The organism is Psychrosphaera algicola, from assembly GCF_028401425.1.
In the GTDB taxonomy this organism is placed as follows: Bacteria; Pseudomonadota; Gammaproteobacteria; order Enterobacterales; family Alteromonadaceae; genus Psychrosphaera; species Psychrosphaera algicola.
This window is the reverse complement of the sequence record NZ_JAQOMS010000002.1, coordinates 73,771-95,889: the sequence shown is the minus strand read 5'-3', so window position 1 is coordinate 95,889 and position 22,119 is coordinate 73,771. Positions and strand designations below refer to the sequence as shown.

General features: G+C 41.5%; 21 protein-coding genes and 4 pseudogenes. 10 read left to right on the top strand and 15 right to left on the bottom strand.

The window, feature by feature from the left end; genetic code table 11:
- Positions 1-414: 414 nt before the first annotated feature.
- The 6 genes from PN838_RS00495 to PN838_RS00470 all read right to left on the bottom strand — a co-directional run bounded on the left by PN838_RS00495 (position 415) and on the right by PN838_RS00470 (position 5,540).
- Positions 415-627, bottom strand: a complete 213-nt coding sequence (locus PN838_RS00495; RefSeq protein WP_272179424.1) for a hypothetical protein — start codon at positions 625-627, stop codon at positions 415-417.
- A gap of 232 nt (positions 628-859) precedes the next feature.
- Positions 860-1,252, bottom strand: coding sequence for a GH32 C-terminal domain-containing protein (locus tag PN838_RS00490; RefSeq protein WP_272179423.1), 393 nt, complete (start codon positions 1,250-1,252; stop codon positions 860-862).
- Entirely contained in the window at positions 1,245-3,212 is a 1,968-nt protein-coding gene (locus PN838_RS00485; protein ID WP_272179422.1) for a LamG-like jellyroll fold domain-containing protein, read from the bottom strand. Before PN838_RS00485 ends, PN838_RS00490 begins: the two co-directional genes overlap by 8 nt.
- A 102-nt stretch (positions 3,213-3,314) precedes the next feature.
- Complete coding sequence (locus tag PN838_RS00480) at positions 3,315-4,091, bottom strand: PfkB family carbohydrate kinase (protein ID WP_272179421.1); 777 nt, start codon at positions 4,089-4,091, stop codon at positions 3,315-3,317.
- Entirely contained in the window at positions 4,088-4,453 is a 366-nt protein-coding gene (locus PN838_RS00475; protein WP_272182475.1) for a GH32 C-terminal domain-containing protein, read from the bottom strand. The genes PN838_RS00480 and PN838_RS00475 overlap by 4 nt, the downstream gene beginning before the upstream one ends.
- Before the next feature lie 40 nt (positions 4,454-4,493).
- Positions 4,494-5,540 (bottom strand): glycoside hydrolase family 32 protein, encoded by a 1,047-nt coding sequence (locus tag PN838_RS00470; RefSeq protein ID WP_272179420.1) that lies wholly within the window; start codon positions 5,538-5,540, stop codon positions 4,494-4,496.
- Between the two features lie 217 nt (positions 5,541-5,757).
- On the opposite strand from PN838_RS00470, the gene PN838_RS00465 reads away from it, so the two are divergent.
- The 7 genes and pseudogenes from PN838_RS00465 (at position 5,758) to PN838_RS00430 (ending at position 11,143) form a co-directional block, all read left to right on the top strand.
- Positions 5,758-6,768: a LacI family DNA-binding transcriptional regulator gene (locus tag PN838_RS00465; RefSeq protein WP_215964913.1), complete on the top strand. Its 1,011-nt coding sequence runs from the start codon at positions 5,758-5,760 to the stop codon at positions 6,766-6,768.
- Between the two features lie 29 nt (positions 6,769-6,797).
- A pseudogene (locus PN838_RS00455) lies at positions 6,798-8,023 on the top strand (MFS transporter).
- Positions 8,024-8,488: 465 nt separating this feature from the next.
- On the top strand, positions 8,489-8,704 hold the full coding sequence (locus tag PN838_RS00450) for a hypothetical protein (RefSeq protein WP_272179417.1): 216 nt from the start codon (positions 8,489-8,491) through the stop codon (positions 8,702-8,704).
- Positions 8,698-9,009, top strand: a complete 312-nt coding sequence (locus tag PN838_RS00445; RefSeq protein WP_272179416.1) for a hypothetical protein — start codon at positions 8,698-8,700, stop codon at positions 9,007-9,009. The genes PN838_RS00450 and PN838_RS00445 overlap by 7 nt, the downstream gene beginning before the upstream one ends.
- Positions 8,993-9,229 carry a hypothetical protein gene (locus PN838_RS00440; RefSeq protein ID WP_272179415.1) on the top strand — a complete coding sequence of 79 codons (237 nt, stop codon included), beginning with the start codon at positions 8,993-8,995 and terminating at the stop codon, positions 9,227-9,229. The genes PN838_RS00445 and PN838_RS00440 overlap by 17 nt, the downstream gene beginning before the upstream one ends.
- 77 nt (positions 9,230-9,306) lie before the next feature.
- Positions 9,307-10,101, top strand: coding sequence for a hypothetical protein (locus PN838_RS00435; RefSeq protein WP_272179414.1), 795 nt, complete (start codon positions 9,307-9,309; stop codon positions 10,099-10,101).
- Complete coding sequence (locus PN838_RS00430) at positions 10,088-11,143, top strand: TonB-dependent receptor domain-containing protein (protein WP_272179413.1); 1,056 nt, start codon at positions 10,088-10,090, stop codon at positions 11,141-11,143. The genes PN838_RS00435 and PN838_RS00430 overlap by 14 nt, the downstream gene beginning before the upstream one ends.
- Before the next feature lie 534 nt (positions 11,144-11,677).
- Here PN838_RS00430 and PN838_RS00425 read toward each other — a convergent pair.
- From PN838_RS00425 to PN838_RS25840, 4 genes and pseudogenes are all read right to left on the bottom strand, one after another.
- A pseudogene (locus PN838_RS00425) lies at positions 11,678-13,062 on the bottom strand (alkaline phosphatase PhoX).
- Between the two features lie 51 nt (positions 13,063-13,113).
- Positions 13,114-13,407, bottom strand: a complete 294-nt coding sequence (locus PN838_RS25850; protein ID WP_334313242.1) for a hypothetical protein — start codon at positions 13,405-13,407, stop codon at positions 13,114-13,116.
- A 55-nt stretch (positions 13,408-13,462) separates the two neighbouring features.
- Positions 13,463-13,846: a hypothetical protein gene (locus PN838_RS25845; protein WP_334313241.1), complete on the bottom strand. Its 384-nt coding sequence runs from the start codon at positions 13,844-13,846 to the stop codon at positions 13,463-13,465.
- 38 nt (positions 13,847-13,884) lie between these two features.
- Positions 13,885-14,310, bottom strand: a complete 426-nt coding sequence (locus PN838_RS25840) for an endonuclease/exonuclease/phosphatase family protein (protein WP_334313240.1) — start codon at positions 14,308-14,310, stop codon at positions 13,885-13,887.
- 326 nt (positions 14,311-14,636) lie between these two features.
- Between PN838_RS25840 and PN838_RS00415 the strand changes: the two genes are divergently transcribed.
- From PN838_RS00415 to PN838_RS00405, 3 genes are all read left to right on the top strand, one after another.
- Positions 14,637-15,086 (top strand): SEL1-like repeat protein, encoded by a 450-nt coding sequence (locus tag PN838_RS00415; protein WP_272179412.1) that lies wholly within the window; start codon positions 14,637-14,639, stop codon positions 15,084-15,086.
- A 115-nt stretch (positions 15,087-15,201) separates the two neighbouring features.
- On the top strand, positions 15,202-15,474 hold the full coding sequence (locus PN838_RS00410) for a hypothetical protein (protein ID WP_272179411.1): 273 nt from the start codon (positions 15,202-15,204) through the stop codon (positions 15,472-15,474).
- 35 nt (positions 15,475-15,509) lie between these two features.
- Positions 15,510-16,100 (top strand): tetratricopeptide repeat protein, encoded by a 591-nt coding sequence (locus PN838_RS00405; protein ID WP_272179410.1) that lies wholly within the window; start codon positions 15,510-15,512, stop codon positions 16,098-16,100.
- Between the two features lie 269 nt (positions 16,101-16,369).
- Here PN838_RS00405 and aldA read toward each other — a convergent pair whose 3' ends face one another.
- The 5 genes and pseudogenes from aldA to PN838_RS00375 all read right to left on the bottom strand — a co-directional run bounded on the left by aldA (position 16,370) and on the right by PN838_RS00375 (position 22,007).
- Positions 16,370-17,821, bottom strand: a complete 1,452-nt coding sequence (gene aldA, locus PN838_RS00400; RefSeq protein ID WP_215964907.1) for an aldehyde dehydrogenase — start codon at positions 17,819-17,821, stop codon at positions 16,370-16,372.
- A 4-nt stretch (positions 17,822-17,825) separates the two neighbouring features.
- Positions 17,826-18,594: pseudogene (locus tag PN838_RS00395) on the bottom strand (2,5-didehydro-3-deoxy-L-galactonate 5-reductase).
- A gap of 92 nt (positions 18,595-18,686) precedes the next feature.
- Positions 18,687-19,712 carry a zinc-dependent alcohol dehydrogenase gene (locus tag PN838_RS00390; protein ID WP_272179409.1) on the bottom strand — a complete coding sequence of 342 codons (1,026 nt, stop codon included), beginning with the start codon at positions 19,710-19,712 and terminating at the stop codon, positions 18,687-18,689.
- A gap of 16 nt (positions 19,713-19,728) precedes the next feature.
- Positions 19,729-20,834 (bottom strand): annotated as a pseudogene (locus PN838_RS25835) (mandelate racemase/muconate lactonizing enzyme family protein).
- A 528-nt stretch (positions 20,835-21,362) separates the two neighbouring features.
- Positions 21,363-22,007 (bottom strand): putative glycoside hydrolase, encoded by a 645-nt coding sequence (locus PN838_RS00375; RefSeq protein ID WP_272179407.1) that lies wholly within the window; start codon positions 22,005-22,007, stop codon positions 21,363-21,365.
- Between the last annotated feature and the right edge of the window lie 112 nt (positions 22,008-22,119).

The following is a 22,119-nucleotide window of genomic DNA, read 5'->3' as shown; positions in this document are numbered from 1 at the left end:
TCATTAAAGCTAACACTGTGGTACACATCGTGGTACACAAAACCATTTGGTTGGATCCCCGTCATGGGGTGTCAGGGGTCGCCAGTTCGAATCTGACCAGTCCGACCAATTTTAAAGGCTTTCAGAGCATCTCTGAATTTGCCGCCCACTTAACGCCCACTTAACGCCCACTTATACAGTGATTCAAATGTAAGTAATTTTAGGCTGAAAACGACACAATTATTTTTCAACAAGATGCCAAAATGAATAGTAAAATCATTTCTGAATTTTTGTCTGGCTAGGTCCAATGGATGGTCACATTCGTGGCGGTGTGGATACCCATAGTAAATTAGAATTACGTGGTTATTCAATGTGCCACTCGTTTTTGTTCTTTTCGTTTTGGGTGTCATCGCAATTAGATGGCTTTCTAAACTACTATAAAAAGTGTACATTTCTATTTGTAACCGCAGACACTAACCCAGCAGCTAAGTTATCAACTCTCTGAGCATAATCCTGATCTGTCGTCCAGTTAGCAAGTAAGGCATTCTTTGCTTGAGTATCACCTACAATATCATAGGCACTATTTGCAACATGCACTAAAACATCCCACCCGCTATAATCACCTTCATATTGGTAAGCGTCAAACAAAGATCGTCTGCAAGTGCTGCGGAGGCACTTTGGTCAACATCGGACTTTCCGTTGATAGTTGCAACTAGATAATTACTCTAAAGTCTAGTTGGGTTGCCTAAGCGCGCACAAGAACGATTACCTGTCGTTTATAGCCGTCGAAAACATCGCCGTTCTAACCTAGCTTGCAGAGCACATTGACCTACTCACTAAGTCGAACGGCATTAAGCGGCTATTCGATTAAGTAACACATCTACTTATTTTTTCCAGTGATCGACAATTTCCGAACATCTGGTTGGAAAGACCATAATTTCAGGTTTTCTAAACTGAATGTTGACGTTGACGACACTTTGACTAAATCACTATCTCGTTTTGAAGGATAACTTCGAACCGAAAAAGCGGCCGCGTCATTAATAAACACGTCTACGACTGACCCATCAACAAAAACTCGTACGGACTCAATTGTGCCAAAATCTTGTTTAGAATAATGTCCCGTTAAGATCTGAGGCCCTTCGTCTTCACCAGCTAAACTAGAACGACTTTTATCCAATGTGACTTTACCCGTTTCCCCATCAATCACAATGGATGTTTGTTCTGTGCCATCGCTACTGCTCAATACGTCGATTTTCAAGCTGTTGTCACTCAACAGCCTGGCCTTTAATATAGAGCTCGTAAGCTTTTAGTTCTGATGACACAAAAATCGGCTCTGGCGAGATCAAGACCTTTTGTAGATTAAACTGCAACTTATCACGTAACTGGACTAACTCAGGGGCTGGAGCCTGCCCCAACGCTAGTCGGTTCTGACTCAAAAACCAGCGACGTGGAAAACTAAACGTATGTGTCCACCCTGCGTTTTCTTGCGCTTGGGCAGTGCGTCGTTCATCGACAATGCCTATCGCTCTAATAGCGCCATCTTCACCACGAGCAACCGTTGGCGATAGATGACCAACGATAACATCTAACATTTTAGGCTTGGTATAATGAGGTTGAAATTGACCGTTTTTCCAAGTCCCTGTCCAATAGACTCCTCGTGTCGCCGGGTCTCCATACTTTTCAATTGTGCCGCCAATTGGGTTCACAACTAACACGTACACATCTTCGGTTAGCGCCTCAAATACAGGCATTTCCCAAATGATCGAGCCAATATCCATCGTTTGGTATGGCAAACTGCTAAAGTTGCTTTGGTGCTGCCATTTGACGTTAGGCCCCAACTTATCCGCGATGTAATAATCTAATCCACCATAATTTTTGTAGGCTGCACCAATGAGCATATGCCAGTTACCATTTTCCTGCCAAAGGTAAGGGTCACGAAAGTCTTCGACATGTTGCGTATTGATAATGGGCCCAACTTTTTGCCATTCAATTAAATTGGGATCTAGACTCATGGCCACGGATACACTAGGGTTGGCGGATGTTAAACGATCCGAATGGTTAACACTGGTGTAAAATGCATATGCCTGCTCACCGTCAACGACGACATCTCCAGACCAAATACCTTTCATGTCATAACCAAATCCAGCTTGGTTTATCTCAGGCCTTAGAGCGTCGGGGTAGTCCGTCCAAGTTACCAAATCATCACTCACCATGTGTCCCCAGTGCATCTGAGTCTTAAAGGGGCCATTTGGCGTCCGTTGATAAAACATGTGCCACAATTCATTTTTCCGGACTAAACCGTGGGGTTCATTGGTCCAATTTGCTGGCGGCATAGGGTGGTAACGTGGTCTTAAATGATCTAGAGCAAATCGAGATGATGGTACTGACAAAGCATTTTCTGCGTCAACAACACTCAAATCGGCTGTGAGATACATTTGAGTTATCTTCTCTAGCGAAAATACTTCAGTGGTCAACAATATGTTGTCAAAGGCGCCATTAATGCGATTAATGGTAAAGTTTAATAACTCGACTTCTTGATGACTTTTGGCCAACAAAAGTGGTGTATTGGCTGGCGTAAATTGACCGAAAGAAGGCATTTGAGCTTTACCAAGTAACGTGTCATTTAGGTAAAGACTTACCGTCTTAGTCTTGTCGTTTAATGAAAACGCCAAATGATTCCATTGATAAAGTGGGAACGGCTCTGTTGCCTTTATGTTCACCGGTCCTTTACTGGTCGCAAGCCATAACCCCCAGCGACCAAACGTATCGAGGTAAACTTCAAACCCTAAATCACCGATACGTTGATTTACTATCGCAGATGGCGTTAATTTATCTGCGGTCACTTCCAAATCAGAAGGATAACTTTCAAGCGCAACCCAAGTGGAAAATGTAAAACTATTTACTCCCTGAAGCGAGACTGAAGCTTCGCCCCAACTGTAAAAACCGTCAGTACGCCATGCCCTGCCTGTTACCCCCGCGACGCTATCTGGTTGCTCAAATTGAGTGAATAACTTAACGTTACTTTTTGCTAAATTGTCAAAGTTTTCCGTCAGTAATACGCTGTTGGCAAGCGCTCTTTCACTAAAAAAAATTACTGCGAGAAATGCATGCAGTGCCAATAAATTGGCAAAAAATCGAAGCGTTGTAGTCATCATAATACCTATATCCATACCTAAAGAAGGGCTAATGCGTTTAATACTTGCTGTTGTGATGGGGGTGGCAGCCGATTTCACTGACGTTTAACGACGCAGCCATAGCGCCAAATAACAAGCCCTGTTGCAGTTGTTCTTTTTCGGCAAAACGATGCAGTGCGTTGTTACGTAGCAACTCAGAAACTAATGCAGAAAAAACGTATCGCCTGCCCCTACAGCATCACCAAAAGAACGGGTTGGAATGATGTCTTGTTGTACCGTTAACCCATCGGTGATGATAAATGCCCCCTGTTCACCCAATGTTAACGCGACAATACCGTCGTTCATCACACTTAACAATTCTGCGGCATGATATATTGGATCATCTTGCAGACCCATCAGATGTAGATCTTCATCACTAACTTTCACGATGTCAGCTAACGCAATAAACTGCCATATCGCTCCGACATATTGGCTATGATCTAATTCAACCCCTAGTCGTACATTAATGTCGATGCTGATCTTCACCCCGCGATTTTTCAATTTAATTAAAACTGGCGTTAACACATCTATCATCTCTGGAACCAAGGCCAGTGATCCTGTATGAAATACCTCAACGTCCGCTGGTATAATCGCTAACAATTGCTCTGCGGTCATATCCAGATCAGCAACAGATTTACGGTAAAGTTGATAGCTCGGGTGCCCATTCTCATCTTTATAAACCAGCGCTAAAGAGGTGGGTTTGTCCGAACGATTATTTTCCGGGAGCTGGATCCCATCTAGTTGCGCCGCATGCATGATTTGACTTCCTAAATCGTCATTTCCGATGCGCGACAAATAACAACAATCTAAACCTTGCTTCGCAAAACTCCGAGCAACATTAAACGGTGACCCTCCAACAAATGGACGATAATCACCATTAGATTGTTGCAATAAATCAAAAAGCGCTTCACCAAATACCGCAACTTTATTCCTCATCATTTTTGCCCTACTTTGCTGATGATAATCGACTTCTCAGAGTCACATTGCGACTGCATGACGAGCGTATCAAAAGGACTAGACGGGAACAGTAATGCGGTAACTGACGTGGTACCATCTCCCCAAAATATTTCTAACGAAGATTTGTCTAAAATCATTTGCCCCGATATTTGATCGTTGTGCGGCAATACCGGCGCCTCAATTATTGGCATCGTCCAAATTTTAATGTCAAAACCGGCATTTCGACGATCGACTGTCAGTAGCTTGCGCAATGGGTTGTATTTGATGATCACTTTTTCGCCATCGACGTTAGTTAACTCCCAAGTTGTTTTGCTCGGCGCACTAGTCGATACGTTAAACTCAATATTGACGACAGACTCTTGTGGAAGGTACGCCGAAATCGCTCTAGGTGCTTTTATTCCGGGTGACCTCTACCATCGAATTTTGATATTGGTTCACCGGCTTATTAGCAAGCAAATGTCCATTTGATGTGCTAAGAAGAGTTAACTCTCTTGGTAACGCCATAGCACCGCTCCACGGGTAGGTCGGTAAATCTCCGGCATAGGTCCAATTTGACATCCAACCGATCATGATCCGTCGACCATCGACTCGCTGTAGGCCGTCAAACGTTACGCCGGCATAATTATCCGGTCCATAGTCGAACCATTTCACATTATCGTGATCCGTCTCAAATCTGTTGCCGTTAAATTCGCCAACAAAGTATTGCGTGCCACAACCGCCATTAGGTCCACCGGGGTTGATGCTGACGATCAATACCCATTTTGTCTCACCATCTTCGGTGGTCAATTGAAACAGGTCGGGGCATTCCCATTCTCCAGCATGGCTTCCTACATCTTCACCAAAATCAGATAAAAACTGCCACGATTTTAAATCCGTCGAACCAAACAGTTTCACAACTTGGCCAGCCGCCAATACCATGACCCATTGTTTTGACTCTTGATGCCAAAACACTTTTGGATCCCTGAAGTCTCTAATACCTGGATTTTCGATAACGGGGTTACCTTCAAATTTAGTCCAAGTCTCACCTGCGTCATTACTGTAAGCGATACTTTGGCACTGAACCGCTTGTTCAGAATGATGAGTGAAAATCGCAACTAATGGAGGATGTTCACCTTGCTGAAATCCCGACGTATTATTCCAATCGACCACCACGCTACCGGAAAAGATGTAACCTAATCCTTGTTTGTTTTCGTTGACATCTGGTAACAAAGCAACGGGTTTTTCCTGCCAATTCAACAAGTCAGTTGACACAGCATGACCCCAACTCATATTGCCCCATACATGTGCCTTAGGGTTGTGCTGGTAAAATAAATGATAGAGCCCGTCGTAATACACTAAGCCATTAGGATCATTCATCCAATTTTCTTGTGGCGTAAAATGGTTCAGTGGTCGCCACTGTTCAGTGAATTGTTTTTCTTCAGTGTTTTTCATAAAAATTCTCATTTTCACCGCACTAAATGCACACATTTTAGCGGTAAAACTTTTCCTCTCATTTGACCTAATGGTGTGAAACTATTTTTGACTAACGATGGACATTATAATTTTACAATGCTAGCCTTTGTCAAGAATTAATCCAAAATTTAAATTGTCGTAACAGATTAGGAAGTAGATAATCAGTACTCATATACTGATAAACAAAAGAATTTTTATGACTTCAATTAAAGACGTAGCAGAAAAAGCCAATGTGTCGATAAAGACTGTCTCTCGGATCTTAGGCGGATTTGAAGGGGTGAGTGCCAAGACCAAAGAAAAAGTAACCAATGCAATGAAGGAGCTCGACTATGCACCTTCTGCGGCTGCTCAAGCGCTACGTGGAGTCGAAGCTGGGATCGTAAGTTTAATTACCGACAATTTGACGACAACACCAGACTCCTATGAAATCGTCGCCGGGATCCAAAACATTTGTGACCAACATGGTAAACAATTATTAATTGGCGAAATGGCAGGTAAACCAGAAAACTTTGAGCGGTTGGTTGACGACTTTAAACGTCATCGCTCACAGGCCATCATATTAGCGACGGTTTTCCACAAAGAAGTGAAAATAGAGCAGGCCTTCAAAAATACGCCACTTATTTTGGTCAACTGTTTTGAACAACAAACGTTACACCCGACGATTATCCCTGATGACTACCAAGGTGGATATGACGCGGCCGTCCACCTCATTAATAAAGGGCACACCCGGATCGCAGAACTTCGACTTTTTGAAGATATGAAGGCCTCCCAATTACGTCACCAAGGTTATAAACAGGCTTTATCCGATCACCAAATCGCATACGACCCTACCCTTATTCGGATAGGAGTTATTGAAAATGAGTCTGACGAGTTTGCACAACTAGAGCAAGTACTTAAAGACTTACTCTCCTTGCCAAACCCGCCTTCCGCTCTAATGTGTGGTAACGATAAAATGGCAATGCGAACTTATATGTTAGTACGTGGCGTGATGGGGTATCAGATCCCACAACAGATCTCCATCGTCGGTTACGATAATTATCGCCTAATTTCAGAAAATCTATTACCCAAATTAAGCACGGTGAGCTTGCCATATTTTGCCATGGGACAAGAGGCAGCAAAATTGGCAATCGCCAAAATTAAACAAGCAAAAATTCATAAAATCAGCGGTCAGTTTGTCGATAGAGGATCAGTAGCTACACTGCTCTGAGCGTCAAATGGCCAATAATAGGAAGCAACATGTTTAAAAACTCAGATAGAAATTATTGGCTATTAAGCTTAGCACTCTTTTCCTTCTTCTTAACTTGGTCATTTTCATTCTCATTATTTCCTATATGGCTCAATCAAGCCGCGGGATTAAATGGCGAAAATATGGGGATTATATTTAGCCTCAATGCCGTGGCCGCATTATTCATCATGCCCTTTTATGGCTTTATTCAAGATAAACTCGGGCTAAAAAATATCTGTTGCAATGGGTTGGTGTTTTACTCATCGCCAGCGGACCATTTTTTATTTATGTCTATGCGCCTCTTTTGGCCTCTAATTTTTATTTAGGCGTCATACTTGGCGGCATCTTTTTCAGTTTATCCTTTTCCGCCGGAGTCGGTGCGACCGAAACCTTTATCGAACGTGTCAGTCGGATTTCTGGGTTCGAATTTGGTAAAGCTCGAATGTGGGGATCGATAGGTTGGGCAACCGCCACATTTTTTGCAGGTGCCCTGTTTAATATAGACCCTAATATTAACTTCTGGTTGGCATCTTGTTGTGCGATTATCTTCTTAGTTTCCGTAACCTTGGTTAAGCCCACGGAAAAAGCCGAAGATGAAAATCTCATTGACGATAAAGCGTCGGCATTAAATATCCAAGATGCTTTTGGGTTGTTAAAAATGAAACGATTCTGGGCATTTGCTACCTATGTAATGGGGGTAACCTGCGTATATTCCGTATATGACCAGCAATTTCCAGTCTATTTTGCCTCTTTATTTCCGACCCAAGCTGAAGGCAACGCGATGTTTGGATACTTAAACTCTTTTCAAGTATTTTTAGAAGCCGGAGGCATGTTTATTGCCCCGTTTATCGTGAATCGAATTGGCGCTAAAAACGGCCTTGTATTAGCCGGTGTCATTATGGCCGTACGAATGATAGGGTCAGGCTACGCTTGGGATCCCATTTCAATATCGGCAATGAAGCTTTTGCACGCCGCCGAATTACCGATAATGTTGATAGCCATTTTTAAATATATCTCTGCGACTTTTGATGCAAGGTTATCCTCAACACTCTATTTGGTGGGTTTTTTATTCTCCACTCAAGTATTTGCCAGTATCTTGTCTGTGGTCGCGGGAATGATGTATGACGCAATAGGCTTTACCTTATCTTATAAAATACTCGGCAGTGTGGTGGTCTTTTTCACCATTGTCTCTTGGGTTATTTTAACCGATGACAAAAAAATAACGAAAAGCAATTAAGCGAGCAGCCAGCTTAATCTTTTCCAGTGTCATCTGAGTGGCGACAAAATTGTTGTTCGCCACTCTCACTTTATAAATACGCCGATGGCTCCAATCGCCTTACCAACAAAAACAATTCTTATTATTTACAACAAGATACAAAGATTTAAAATTCAATACCTAATGTCTAACTGCGCATTAAACCATCTTTTTTGTCTTTTTTAAAAATACTATTGACAACTACTGTATAAAAAGTGTCATAATGTCCATCGATAGCCAAATAGAGCAATCACGATCCGATGCGATGAACATACAATGTTTGTTAGCATCGAATTTTTTTGACTCACAATGTCCATCGATGTACATTTAGTCTAAAATTATAAAATAAAACTTGATCAACGGAACACACACATGAAATTAAAAACACTTAGCAGAATAATTTCTTTAACTTTGCTCTCTCAATCAGGGTATGTATTTGCTGAAAATGTGAACAAAGAAAAAGATGAGGAAATCGAAGTCATCACCGTATCCACAGGTGTTACAAAAAACACCCATAAAATGGAAGCGACTTTTTCCATCAACACGATTAGTGAAGAAGACATTAAAAAGTTAGCGCCTCATGGCGCCGCCGACTTACTCGGTAACATTCCTAGCTTTTTCCAGAAGGTGGCACAGCAGGTGAGTCCCACAACAACGTGTTAGTCCGAGGTTTGCCACAAGCTGGTGGTTATCGTTATGTTCCGAATTTAATTGATGGTTTGCCAGCATATGAAGAGCCTGAAGCTCCATTTATGAATAATGACGTGTTCATAAAACCTGACTTAATGACGGTAACTGTAGAAGCCGTTAAGGGTGGCCCTAGCGCCATTTTATATTCAAATGCTTTGGGTGCAGCCGTTAACTATATTACCCGTACTGGTGGTCAAGAGTTTGAAGGCGCTTATAAGTTAGAAGTTGGCGATTGGGGCCACGTTCGTAACGAATTTTTTAGTGTCCGGTCCAATTAATAAAAACTTAACGTTTGCCGTTGGTGGTTTTTATCGCGTTGCAGATGGTATCCGTGATCCGGGTTATACCGGTAATTCTGGTGGTCAAATCCGAGGGAACCTAGTTTATACCAGCGATGACGGTACAACCCAAATTAAATTACAAGCCCACAGCATTAACGATAAAACCAATTTTTATCAAAACATACCTTACTCAGTAGAGAGTAATCGTGAGCTATAAGCACTCAAAGCAATCCGTTTGAAATTAATCCAAATGATGTAAACAGTTTAGGCGTTAATTTTCAAGATGGGACGGTATTGTCACACCAAACCAGTTTTTATCAATTATACAATAGCGACGGCTCTCAACTGCCACTCGACATTACTAATGGTATAAACCCTAAATTTGATATTTTGTCTCTTGAAATCTCCAAAGATTTACAAAATGATTGGCGCTTTGTTTCCTCGATTCGATCCACAACCGGTTCCAATGGATTCTACTCTTTATTTAACGATCCACCGGCTGAAACATCTCGATTAACCAATGATCAATTTAACCGGATCCAAGGTTTTACTGGCGTATTAGGAGATGCCTATAGCGACGCTGTTGGGGTAAAAGCTTATTATTCTGACACCGTGACTGGTACCGATTTAACTGGTGCTGAAGAGGCGCCGAGCATTTTGGCACACAACATTCCAGTCTATGGCAAGGTTGATGCGACAAGTAATATCGCTGACTTTAAACTTTCTAAAGAATTTGAAGTCGGTGACAATTCTCACGAATTAACGTTTGGTTATTACACCAGTCATTACACCTATGATGTTTATTCTGTATTTGCCAGTGGTTGGAGTGACATTGGTGAAAGTGCTCGTCTAGTTGACTTATACGCCGTCGATAATAATGAACAGCAAGTTGGTCCATCGATAACTCGCGGTGGTTTAGATCAACCTGCGATATTTGGTCTTGGCGCGGACGCCACTATGAGAACCAATGCGTTTTACGCTTTGGATCATATGACGCTCTTAGACGGTGATTTATTAATCGACCTTGGTGTTCGTTGGCAAGAATTGGATGTAGACCGATTAACAACCAATTCATTTGACCCTGAGTAACAGTTCCAATGACTTTACCCCAGCAGATGTCGTTGTCGGTTCAACTAGCGATACCTTGGCAGATAACTTTGTTAATGTGCCTGACGGTACCCCACGTTTTGCATCTGAAAGTTACGATGATATAGGTTGGACAATTGGTGCAAACTACCGCATCAACGAAAACTTCACCACGTACTTAAGCATTGCCGACTCGTTCCGTTTACCAGGCTTTGAAGATTATATCTTTGGTGGTCCTGCAACAAATCCGACAACAGGCGAAGTTGCACGTGGTGATCAAGTCGAAAACATCAAACAAGTTGAAGGTGGTTTGCGTTATGCAGATTCCGTCAACTCAGTGAGTTTAACGGCCTTTTACATCGACTTTGCGGCAAAAGAAAACCTAGGTCCAACGCTAGATGATCTTAGTGCTACTGGTAATGGTATCGCCTGTACGGCAATCCCTGCGCCAGCAAATTGCCCTAAGGTACGCGATGTATTCCGCCGAAGCTTAGATAATATAGGGATAGAGTTAGAAGCGTCCTATTCTCCAGAAGCGCTGGAAGGTTTGACTTTACAAGGCAGTATCGTTTGGCAAGATCCGCAACTGAGTCAAGATAATGAGATCAGAAACGGGATCGTAGAAGTTGATACAAATGGCGATGGTGTATTTGACGAACGTCAATACGATGTTTCAACAACCGAAGGCAGACGACCAAGACGTCAATCTGAATTGTTGGTTAATTTCAGACCATCATATGATTTTGAATCTATCCCATTATCGATCTACAGCCAGTTCATGTATTACTCAGAACGTTTTGCGACTGATGACAGTACCAACGTGACTGTATATCCAGCCTATTATCAAATGAACTTAGGTGGTATCTACGAATTTTCTGAGCAAATGGATCTGCAAATTCACATTGCAAACCTAAATGATGCCGATTCATTTACAGAAGGTTCTCCAATACTAAGTGGCTTGTCTTTCTCAAATGGTGACTACACGGGCGTTGCACGTCCATTGTTAGGACGTACGATTAAAGCTTCTTTAACCTACCGTTTCTAATCTAACCATCAATAAAATCCAGCCCTTAGGGCTGGATTTTTTAGCGGCCAATTAAGCCATTAAGTTGAGTATCAAGGTTAACTGCCGCCAGAACCACCGCCACCTGCACACCTGCCACTACCTGAGGTTCGAGAGCAACCTAAAGAACAACTGAAGAATGATCTCTTCCCCTAGTTGTAACGTATTTCTGGGCGAAGCAATTTGCATAAGTTGTAACGGATAAACGTATCGATATGCCCCATCATTTGGATTTTCGTCTATCTAATTAATAATCCGACGTTGTCATTCTCGTCTCTAATGTGTAATACACTTTGAAGGTAAGCTTTAGCGCAGTCGATCGTTACGGCTACTCGTTTACAATTTAACTAACTCTAAAGCCGTAAGGTTATCTAAAACAATTGGATTTAGAGTTGCTTAAATAACGCAATTAAATTTATTGATTGATGTTTAGATTTGAATCCAGCCGTACATTCGAGCAGTTCCGTTTTAATTAGCCGATAAAGACTACCCATAGCAATATTCACTAGGATAAAATCAACTCGTTATAAACGCCTGCCAAGGGCCGGTTATTGCCAAAGTTCGTGTCGGTGAATACAGATTAACAAACAAAGTGCTGCCATCGGGTGAAAAACAAGCGCCTGCAGGTTCGGTTTGCACTCGAATACGCGCAACGTCATATACTTTGCCGTCTGGTGTAACGCCGCGTAAATGATTACTCGTTATTGCCGTATATTGATCTTCACAAACGATTAAGTGGCCATTTGGCGCAACCGTTAGATTGTCACCAAAATTATATAATGACTCATCTGTGCTCTCTAGAAACAATTGAATTTGCCCAGTGCTTTTGGCTTCATCCTTAGTTCCTTCATGCACTGAAGGTTGATAACGCATAATTTGCCCCAGTTTTTGTGAGCCACCATTTGTACAGCAAAAATACAATTCGTGATCTCCCCAATGTATACCTTCACCTCTTGCAAAGACTGCTGCACCTTTGTCATAACCTTGGATTCGCAAGTCGTCTTCAGGTGCCTCTGGGTTGTTTATATTAATCCATTCAACATCAAACCACTTCTCTATTGGCATAGTTAAATTAGACCAATTACGGCTATCAAATTTAGGCAAGTGCATGACAACCATTGCTTGTAACTGACCACCTTTATCCAACTGGCTATAAGTGCGTTAGGTATAAAGCGATAAAACAAACTGTCCCCCCTGTCCTCTGTTAGATAAACAATTCCAGTTTGAGGGTCGACTGCAGCCGCTTCATGATTAAAACGTCCCATTTCTTTTAACGGTTTAGGTTCTACCAAACCCGTAGCGTTAGCCGAGACTTCAAAAATGTAACCATGGTCGCGTGTAATATCGTCCCCAGCCTTTGCGACAGACTCTTCGCATGATAACCAAGTGCCCCAAGGAGTAATGCCGCCTGAACAATTTCGAATTGTGCCAATTAAACTCAAAAACTCCTGTTCTAGCTTTTGAGTTTTAAGATTATAAATTAAATTACTTGTCCCGCCTTACAAAGCGATTCCGTTAGTAAAACTATCGTATGCTTTGTCTGAGGTGTAGGTTTTGGATTTTTCAGGTAAATCGTCGAAATGTTTTGGATGCAGTTCATGGTTTCGGATTAATACCACCCGCTCGTCATCAAGTTTAAAGCACCCCATTCCATCGGCTCGATCAGGTACAGGCAAGCCATCACTCATTCGATCTTCGAACTGTGAAATCACTTGATAACTAAAGCCTTCTGGTAAATCTAAAAGTCGATTAGGATCAGTAAGTAACGGGCCATACCCAGAATAAGTTGGGAGAGGAGGATTGGTAACTTGCGCGCTCACCTTACGGCCAAGCAAGCTTAAACTTAGTCCGGCAAAAGCAGTGCCGGCGATACCAAACATAAAATGGCGACGAGAAATCATAAATATCCTATTTAACGATGAATTTAGTATGTTCGTTCAAGTAACTACGCTCTAATCTTTACTTATACAGTCATTGGTCTTGGCTGGTAATTGCAGCGTCACCCAAACCAATCTATGGTCTGAAGAGGCTACCCGAGTTGAAACTAGGCGCGATAACGGGCTTTGCGGCTTTGGCCAAAATACGCCACTAGACATCACATTAAAATCAATGGAAGGCAAAACGTAATCAGCTCTTATCCCCCATGATGCTGTATGATTTGCAGCGAACTCGCTGGCATTGCGATTTAGCACGCCCCCTTCTGACTCTGGGATTATTTTACTGTTTACTTTTGGATGCGTTAGCAATTGCGAGATGGCGCTATAAATGCATCCCCTTCTACTGGGCTTGCGTTTAAGTCCCCTAAAATAACAAATGGAGAATTATCCGGAATCCCCCTTTAGTGCCATTATCATCATAATGATAACTTGTGCTGCTATTGTTAATGTAATCTGCCCAAAAACGCAGTTCGTCATGGTTACGGCGGCCATTCCTATCCTCTGGTCCGTCAAATACAGGAGGCGTCGGATGACTGGCTAAAACCCGAACGGTTTGTCCACAAACCATTACCGGAATATCCCAGTGAGACTTTGACGACAAACGCATTAACTCAACTTCATTTTTACGATACCAATGATTACCGTCCGTCTCTTTAGGCATCAAATGGTTTGGCATATCTTTCCAAAGAAAATGCTGAAATGTCCTGACTTCAGTGGGGCCAATTGGATACTTTGACAATAAAACCATGCCATATTGACCTTCGTACTTGCCAAAACCAAAATGACTTAAGCGACTTTTTTATCCTGATGGAAAGGCGTTTTCATACCGGTATTAACCGGGGCCAGATAGACAAAGGGGTAACGGATAGGTTGCTGATCTTGCTGGCTAACTTCTAGGTATTTTTGTTTAAATAACGCAATGCCCTGTTGCTTGTCAGCAATGTAATCAAATTCGTTAAGCAGTATTATATCGGGCGCAACACGTTGCACGATTTCAGCAATATTTTTTATCTGTGGGTGTTGTCCAGACTTAAGGGCTGTTCGCAACGCTGCATTCGACATGGCTTTTTGGTTGTTTTCTACATAATTAGTGGCTTCCATGCTGACATTAAATGTGGCCACTTTTAATGTAATCGGTGTTGATGTATTGATTGGGCTTGTCCCTTGTTCGATATTTTTAAAGTGTTGACCTGTGCCACATGCACTGAGCAAAGCGAGTAATAAAAAACAAATATTAAGTAGAAAAAACGCATAAAATCAGAGCCCTTGGATGTATTCTTTGCTGGGTTACACAACAATACTACACCACTAACTTTACGTTTACATTAACAACGACACGCTTAGTTTTGAGTTGATAGAAAGTTAAAAAACAAAAATCTAACTTCTTTGGTTAAACATTTAGATCCAACCAAAATAGAAATTATTTATCAATTCTCAATATTAAATTATGGTTCTTCCGTTGTAATTTGTTTTAAACAGATAACAAAACTACCGTCCTTAGGACACTCATGACGCTATCCAAATTTCAGACTTTATTCGTGTCCTTACTTATCGTAGCGACCGGTCCAGTTGATGCCAACATAAAACTCGCTGATATTGCCTTTGAATCCGGTGATTATCAAAGTGCCATTACCGAATATAAAGCGGCGGCGCAGGCCGGCAATGCCAGAGCGTTGCATACTCTTGGCGTGATATACAACCAGGGTTTAGGCGTTGAACAAGACAAAAACATGGTCATCAGTTGGCTAACATTAGCGGCGCAATATGACTTTAAAAACTCAAAAAAATTAGCAAATTTGTTATCTGCCAAACTTTCCCCAGAAGACAAACAAATCGTCGTCGAACAGTTACAACGACTAGAGCCTATATATGGGAAACAATCAATTAATACCAATATTCTGCCCCAGTTGATAACCAATAATCTGTCAAAAAAGTTAAATTTTCAAACGGTGACGAGTCATATTTATTGGATATTGAAGATGACATAATTGACAACATCCTTGACGAGGAGGATTTAGATTTATCAGTCGATTCTGACTTTTCAGATGAGTTTAGCAGTAGCTATGTAAGTAATACCTCGATGAGAAGCCAAAAAGCCCTTATTTGCTAATTGCGGATTTATCAATTGCTGCGGACGGCACCGTAAGACATATCGATGTTATTCAACAATATGGCTCTATTCGTCGAGCATTGAGACAACTAAAAGAAGTGAAATTTGCTAAACCTATATTTAACGAATCCACAATACCATTTTTTAAACGGGTTAGATTAGGTCTAGCCCAGCAACACCTTAATGTCAGTGACTTACGTACAGACTATAAAAAATATATAGTGGGATTAGACACATCACAAACAAACGTAAAAACGACCTTCTAACTCCATCAGATCAATATTTGTATGCCGTTGTTTTAATGGCATTCGACGGAATAAAACGACAAGCAGGCGAAGTAGAAACATTGCTTAGGCAGTCAGCAGACGCTGGCGTAGCAGAGGCGCAATATGTGCTAGGCAGCAAAATGTATAGAGAACAGACAAACATAAAAGAAGCTACACATTGGCTGATTAAAGCGGCCCAAAATGGTCTCGCAAATGCCGAATACTTGGTCGGTGAACTCTGTTTAACTAGCCCTTGGATAGAGATTGATGAACACAAAGCACACTTTTGGCTAGAACGCGCCGCGAAACAGGGTCATGAGTTGGCGTTAAAGCGCTCTGCCTATATTAAATTAAATGCTACGGACCCAAAACTGCGCGATGCCAAAACAGCGTTAACCTACTTACAACCGCTAATGAACTTAAATGGTGACAATCCCGAAATACTATATTTAATGGCCCTTGCATATGAACAGCAAGACAAACGCCAGCGAGCAGATGCTGTTCGAATGATTAAAGATGCCATTTACCGTGCCGAACAACGAGGCTGGGACACTAAGGAGTGGCACGATAAACTTACAACATGGACGTCAGGCGGTAATGTAACGATTTCCAATGAGACGTACTAATTGGTCACATACAAGATGACCATTACAGACCAGCGTTTAGCTACCTCTTTTTAAAAGGGGTTGTTTTAATCGGGGTTGTTTTTGCTGCAATCTCCTTTGTTTACTCGCTTTTCTTCAATTATTATTGGCCCATTTTGTTCAATGGGCCAGTATAAATTGCAGGCAAAAAAAGCGATGTAGCTTTCGCTAACATCGCTATAAAACAACAGGACTCAGATTTAGTGTTCTGAGCAGACACAGGACTAGTTTTTAATTTAAAACATATGGGTTTACGGGGTTTCTTTAAGGTAAACAGTCTTTTTCTCTAAATATTGTTCAAGACCAAACTTACCGTCTTCTCCACCAAAGCCAGATTGTTTCCAACCGTTATGGAAACCTTGATGTTGTTCACCCATACCGCGGTTGACATAAACTTCACCGACTTCTAAATCGCTAATGGCTTTATGAATATCAAAGAAGTTTTTCGTGTAAATGTAAGCACTTAACCCATAAATACTGTCGTTGCAGTATTCAATAGCTTGGTCCATATCTTTCACTTTGATAATAGGTAAAACAGGACCGAATGTTTCTTCATGAACGGCAATGTTACTTTGTTCAACGTCAACTAATAACGTTGGTTCGTACCAACAACCACCTTCAAAACCATCGACATTTGCCGTTTTACCGCCAAGGGCAACGGTTGCACCTTGCTTAACGCTTTCTTGAACAATATGGTCAATGTTTTCAATTTCACGTTGATTACACTTAGGGCCCATTTGTGTTTCAGGGTCCATCGGATCACCCACTTTGAGCGATTTAACGGCAGGTAAAAACTTCGCCATAAACTTGTCATAGACACTTTCTTGTACATACAAACGTTCAACACAAGTACAAACTTGTCCACAGTTAGCAAAACGTCCCCATAATGCGCCTTCAACCGCTTGGTCAAGGTCGGCGTCGGCCATAACGACCATAGGTGCTTTACCACCTAACTCCAGCATAACAGGTGTCATATATTCTGCAGAGGTTTTGTAAATTTGCTTACCTGCTACCGTTGACCCTGTCATGGTGATCATTTTTGTAATTGGACTTTCACAAAGTGCCTGACCCACCACTGAACCTGAACCATTTATAATGTTTAACACTCCCGCTGGAATGCCAGCTTCATTTGCTATTCGACCGAGTTCGGTTGTCGCCAATGGTGTTTCCTGCGTGGGTTTGACAATAATGGAATTACCCGTAATTAGGGCTGGACCAATTTTACGACCCGCCAAAGCAAGTGGGAAATTCCATGCGGTAATTCCCACAACAACACCACGAGGAACCTTGTGAATATAGATTTTTTCGTGTTCATTGTCTGAAGGCAAAATGTCACCTTCGATAGTCAATGCATTATCACAGGCGTAATCAATAAATGTCGCAGTAACATCCACTTCCATTTGAGCAACCGATAACAGTTTACCCTGCTCTGCAACAATCATTGGCGCTAAAATATCTTTGTTTTCACGAATTTTATTCGCAAAGTTACGTAATATACTCTGACGATTACGCGCCGTTAGCTTAGCCCACTTCTTTTGTGCAGCGTCTGAGTTTTCTAGCGCGAATTGTGCGTCTTCTGCGCAACCTTTTGGGATAACACCAATTTTCTCACCCGTTGATGGGCTTAAGATATCGATCGTTTCTGTTACTTTTGACGCAACGTATTCGCCATTTATAAAATTTACATTATTTTGAAATTGCATTGGATTATCTCCCCATCCAGCCGCCATCTACTAACAAGATGGTACCATTTACATAAGAAGCTGCGTCTGACGATAAAAACACAGCTGGGCCTTTAAAGTCATCTGGGGTGCCCCAGCGACCCTGTGGTATGCGATCTAAAATCGATTTTGAACGTATCGGATCATTGCGTAATGCTTCAGTATTGTCAGTGTCAATATAACTATAGGTGCGATGGCATTTACGTTTACGCCTTTACCTGCCCATTCATTTGCTAATGCTTTAACTAACTGACCAATTGCGCCTTTACTTGCAGCATAACCATAAGTACGGTAATTCCACCTTGGAAAGTCAATAAAGATGCAGTGAATATGATCTTACCACTGCCTCGTTCAACCATATCTTTGCCAATTTCGCGGCTAAGTACAAACTGCGAGTTTAAGTTAACGTCAATCACTTTATCCCACAAGTCATCGCCATGTTCTGCAGCTGGTGCACGTAGGATAGTGCCTGCGTTATTAACCAAAATATCTATTTGGTCAAAATCAGCTTTTACTTGTTCAATAAATTTGTACAGAGCATCACGGTCTGAAAAATCACATTGGTACGCTTTAAAATTACGACCTAATGCTTTGACTTCTTTTTCGACTTCAGAACCTTCAAGTTCTAAACTCGCTGATACTGCGATAATGTCAGCGCCAGCTTCTGCTAGTCCCAATGCAATACCTTTACCAATGCCACGTTTAGCGCCAGTTACTAAGGCCACTTTGCCTTCTAAATTGAATTTTTCTAACATTTTTTATTCTCTCTTTGGTTTCCCCAAAAGCCTGGGAAAACCAATAAATTAATTAGCGATATAAGCGTTTAGGATATTAATGGTTTATCGGTTTATTCCGCACCACATGAAACCAATGCTTTCATACCAGTCGGATTGTTATCCATCCCAGCGAATGCTTTACCGATGTCTTTTAACTCATTTACTGAACTGATAAATGGTCTAACATCAATTTTACCAGAAGAAATTAGCTCAACAGCCCAGTCAAAATCAGCCGCTTCGTAAACACGTGCACCTAATAACTCTAACTCTTTCCAGAAAAATTGGAACAAATCAATCTCAGGTGCTTGGGCGTGAATAGCCACCATAACAATACGACCGCGTCGGCCAGCAATTTGTGTCATTGCATCTATGGCAGGTTTTACTCCAGAGACTTCAAATACGACATCTGCACCTTTTGTTTCTGTCCACTCGTCAACAAATTTCGCTAAGTCCGTGTCAATTGGGTTAACGACACTCACTCCTAGTTTTTCTGTGGCAAATGCTCGTCTGCTTTCATTTGGCTCAGAAACCAATACTTCTGCACCAACACTTTTGGCAACAGCTGCAACCAATTGACCAATTGGCCCACCGCCTAAAACAACCACTTTTTCACCAGCTTGTAAGCGTGAACGACGAATGTCATGACATGCTACTGATAAAGGCTCGATAAGTGCGCCTTGTTGCAAATCAACATTTGCAGGTAATTTATGCAATGTACGCGATTTAACTGTCCATGAGTTTTGGAACGCACCCGGTGAGTCAATTCCCATAAACTTAAGATTTTGACAAATGTGAGTATAACCGGCGTTACAAGTTGGGCATTCACCACACCAATCTAATGGGCGTACTACAACTTTATCACCAATAGAAAAACCGGTTACGCCGTCACCTAATTCAGCAACAACGCCTGAGATTTCGTGTCCGATAGTCGCAGGAGGGTTAACACGTTGATCCATCACTCCATGATAAATGTGCATATCTGTTCCACAGATACCAACATAACCAACATTTAGACGCACTTCACCTGCACCTGGCTTTAACGCCTGCCCTTCAACGATGTTGAAATTTTTATTACCAATATATTGAGCTGCTAACATGTTTTTACCTATAAATTTAAGAAGTCTTGACTAAATGTGGAGTAACTAAAACAGGGTCAAACTCGACACCTGTGCCAACCAGCTCAGGCGCGAGCGCCAAGCCATTTTCGATTTGAATTGGACGTGTGGTGTACTCATCAATTGGAAATGAGTGCACTTCTAAATAACCAGCGTGTGACTGAGAAGACAGCAATGACACGTGTAATTCGTGCATTCCATGACTGCATACTGGAATATTGTGTTGTTTCGCGAGTTCTGCGATTTCTAACCAGCCCGTAATGCCACCGATATTTGATGCATCAGGTTGAACAAAACCCAGTTTAGATTGGGCAAATGCATACGTGAACTCATGCCAAGTATGGAGATTCTCACCCATTGCCAAAGGTATTGTCGTCGCATCGGCGATACGTCCATACATCTCGTACTCATCTGGCAAGGTTGGTTCTTCAAACCATAGGTGATATCAAGAGGTTCAATGGCTTTTGCAAATTGGATTGCCTGCTTTTCAGACATTGAATAATTTGCATCCACCATGAACTTAATGTCAGAGCCGATCAGTTTGCGCACGGCTTCGGCTCTGGCAACATCTTCTAAATAGTTTTCTTTACCGACCTTAATTTTTACTGCATGGAATCCTCTATCCAAATAACCTTGAATATTCGTTAACAGCTTTTCTTGACTAAAATTAAGATCTATTCCGCCAGCGTAGCATTTGGTTCTGTCACTAGCGCCACCGGCGACCTGATATAGTGGCTTGCCTAAGGTTTTACATTTGATATCCCAAAGAGCGATATCTATCGCTGACATTGCAAAACTTAAAATTCCACCACGCCCTACGTAATGTAAATTCCAATACATGCTATTCCAGACGGCTTGAATGTCATTGGCATCAGCACCAATTAGCGTTGGTTTAATTTCGTCTTCTAGCAACGAAAATATGGCCCTGCCGCCCTTTCCACCGGTATAGGTATAACCCGTACCTTCATACCCATCATCCGTAAAGATGGTACTAACGATAATTTCAAAGTGAGTATGATCACCATGTTTGGCGTCAGACAAAACTTCTTTCAACGGAATGTTATAAATCGCATTTTTTATCGATTTAATTTTGCGAATTGGCATAACTCACTCTCAAAGTAGAAGACTAATTACAGTTTATTGTTAACAATCTACACATTAATTTTAGGTATGTAAAGTTGAAAGTTAAAATAGTTTTAACCTAGTTAAATAAATCGAGCATTGGTTTTCGGCTATAATTCGCGGGGAAATAACCTTTGTTATGGCGATAACGAAATTTCATCGTGTGTAAGTGAAAATTAGTAACAAATACAGATCATTACCAAAACGATTAGACGCCAACCTTCCCCTTACTAAAAGTTGGATAAGTTAAAAAACATGATAAGGTGAAATTAGATTTCAGCCTTGAAGAATATAAGGTAGACATTTTTATTCGGTCTATTTGCCACCTAAATCAACAGCTATCCACTGATAATTTTAAGTCGGGGTAACTAAAAGGTGACATTTATTGTACAACCAGATCTAAGGCTATTGCTGTTACTGACAATAAATCGTGGCCATTTTTACTTTTTAGGGCTCCCCAATGCGCTTTCTCAATAAGTAAAAAGCGCATTGGTTCGCATTACATTAAAACTAACCGCAATTGATTTCACCAGAAGCAAGTCCAGTCAATTGAATGTTGCTGATTTCTATGTCTAATTTACCGACAGTCTGAAGGCTAAATATGGTTGTCACTTTGCTAAAATCAAACCCTTCATTTGCCAAACATTTAAGCGGGATAGGGATAGAAACCCACTTTCCTTTAGGCGCACGTTTAAACGCATTTTTAAGTGGGAACTTCGTCCGGCATTTCCAATTCCAACCGCACTCCATCATCAACTCAACGTTTTCTTTTGGGACTTTATTTACCTTTACATCGAAGGTTAGCGCCGCTCGGTCAATGACACTCGTTAGGTCTGTGTGTTTCATCTTATTGGTCACATTCAACGTCAGAATATTCGAGTCGACACTGCCCCATTCGTTTTTAATCCCTTTCGGTTTCCACTTAAATCGAACAGCATCGCCATCAACAGATTTTTTTGCAGGAGACGCCTGCAAGCTACTGCGAACTGTAGCGACACTTTCTCCTATGTATTTGGTCTTACCATAATTTAACCCCAACTCCCATGGCGATACCGCACTGCCTTTGTTTAGATAATTAATGTTTGGATCTAAAGCGGCTGCACTTTGGAAAGCAGCCAAAATTAATATCATGCAAATTATTTTTAACATTTTCATAATGACACTCTACTTAATTTACTGGTTATTATTTTGTTCGGTATTTACTGTATCTCACTTTTTCATTGTTGACAATTTACAATTGACTAGTTGTATATAGTATGTAAAGTAC

Excerpts from the sequence above, each read along its gene's own strand:
- PN838_RS00480 (WP_272179421.1), bottom strand. The coding sequence starts at position 4,091 with ATGATGAGGAATAAAGTTGCGGTATTTGGTGAAGCGCTTTTTGATTTA.
- PN838_RS00470 (WP_272179420.1), bottom strand. The coding sequence starts at position 5,540 with ATGAAAAACACTGAAGAAAAACAATTCACTGAACAGTGGCGACCACTG.
- PN838_RS00465 (WP_215964913.1), top strand. The coding sequence starts at position 5,758 with ATGACTTCAATTAAAGACGTAGCAGAAAAAGCCAATGTGTCGATAAAG.
- PN838_RS25845 (WP_334313241.1), bottom strand. The coding sequence starts at position 13,846 with ATGGTTTTATTGTCAAAGTATCCAATTGGCCCCACTGAAGTCAGGACA.
- PN838_RS00405 (WP_272179410.1), top strand. The coding sequence starts at position 15,510 with ATGGCATTCGACGGAATAAAACGACAAGCAGGCGAAGTAGAAACATTG.
- aldA (WP_215964907.1), bottom strand. The coding sequence starts at position 17,821 with ATGCAATTTCAAAATAATGTAAATTTTATAAATGGCGAATACGTTGCG.
- PN838_RS00390 (WP_272179409.1), bottom strand. The coding sequence starts at position 19,712 with ATGTTAGCAGCTCAATATATTGGTAATAAAAATTTCAACATCGTTGAA.
- PN838_RS00375 (WP_272179407.1), bottom strand. The coding sequence starts at position 22,007 with ATGAAAATGTTAAAAATAATTTGCATGATATTAATTTTGGCTGCTTTC.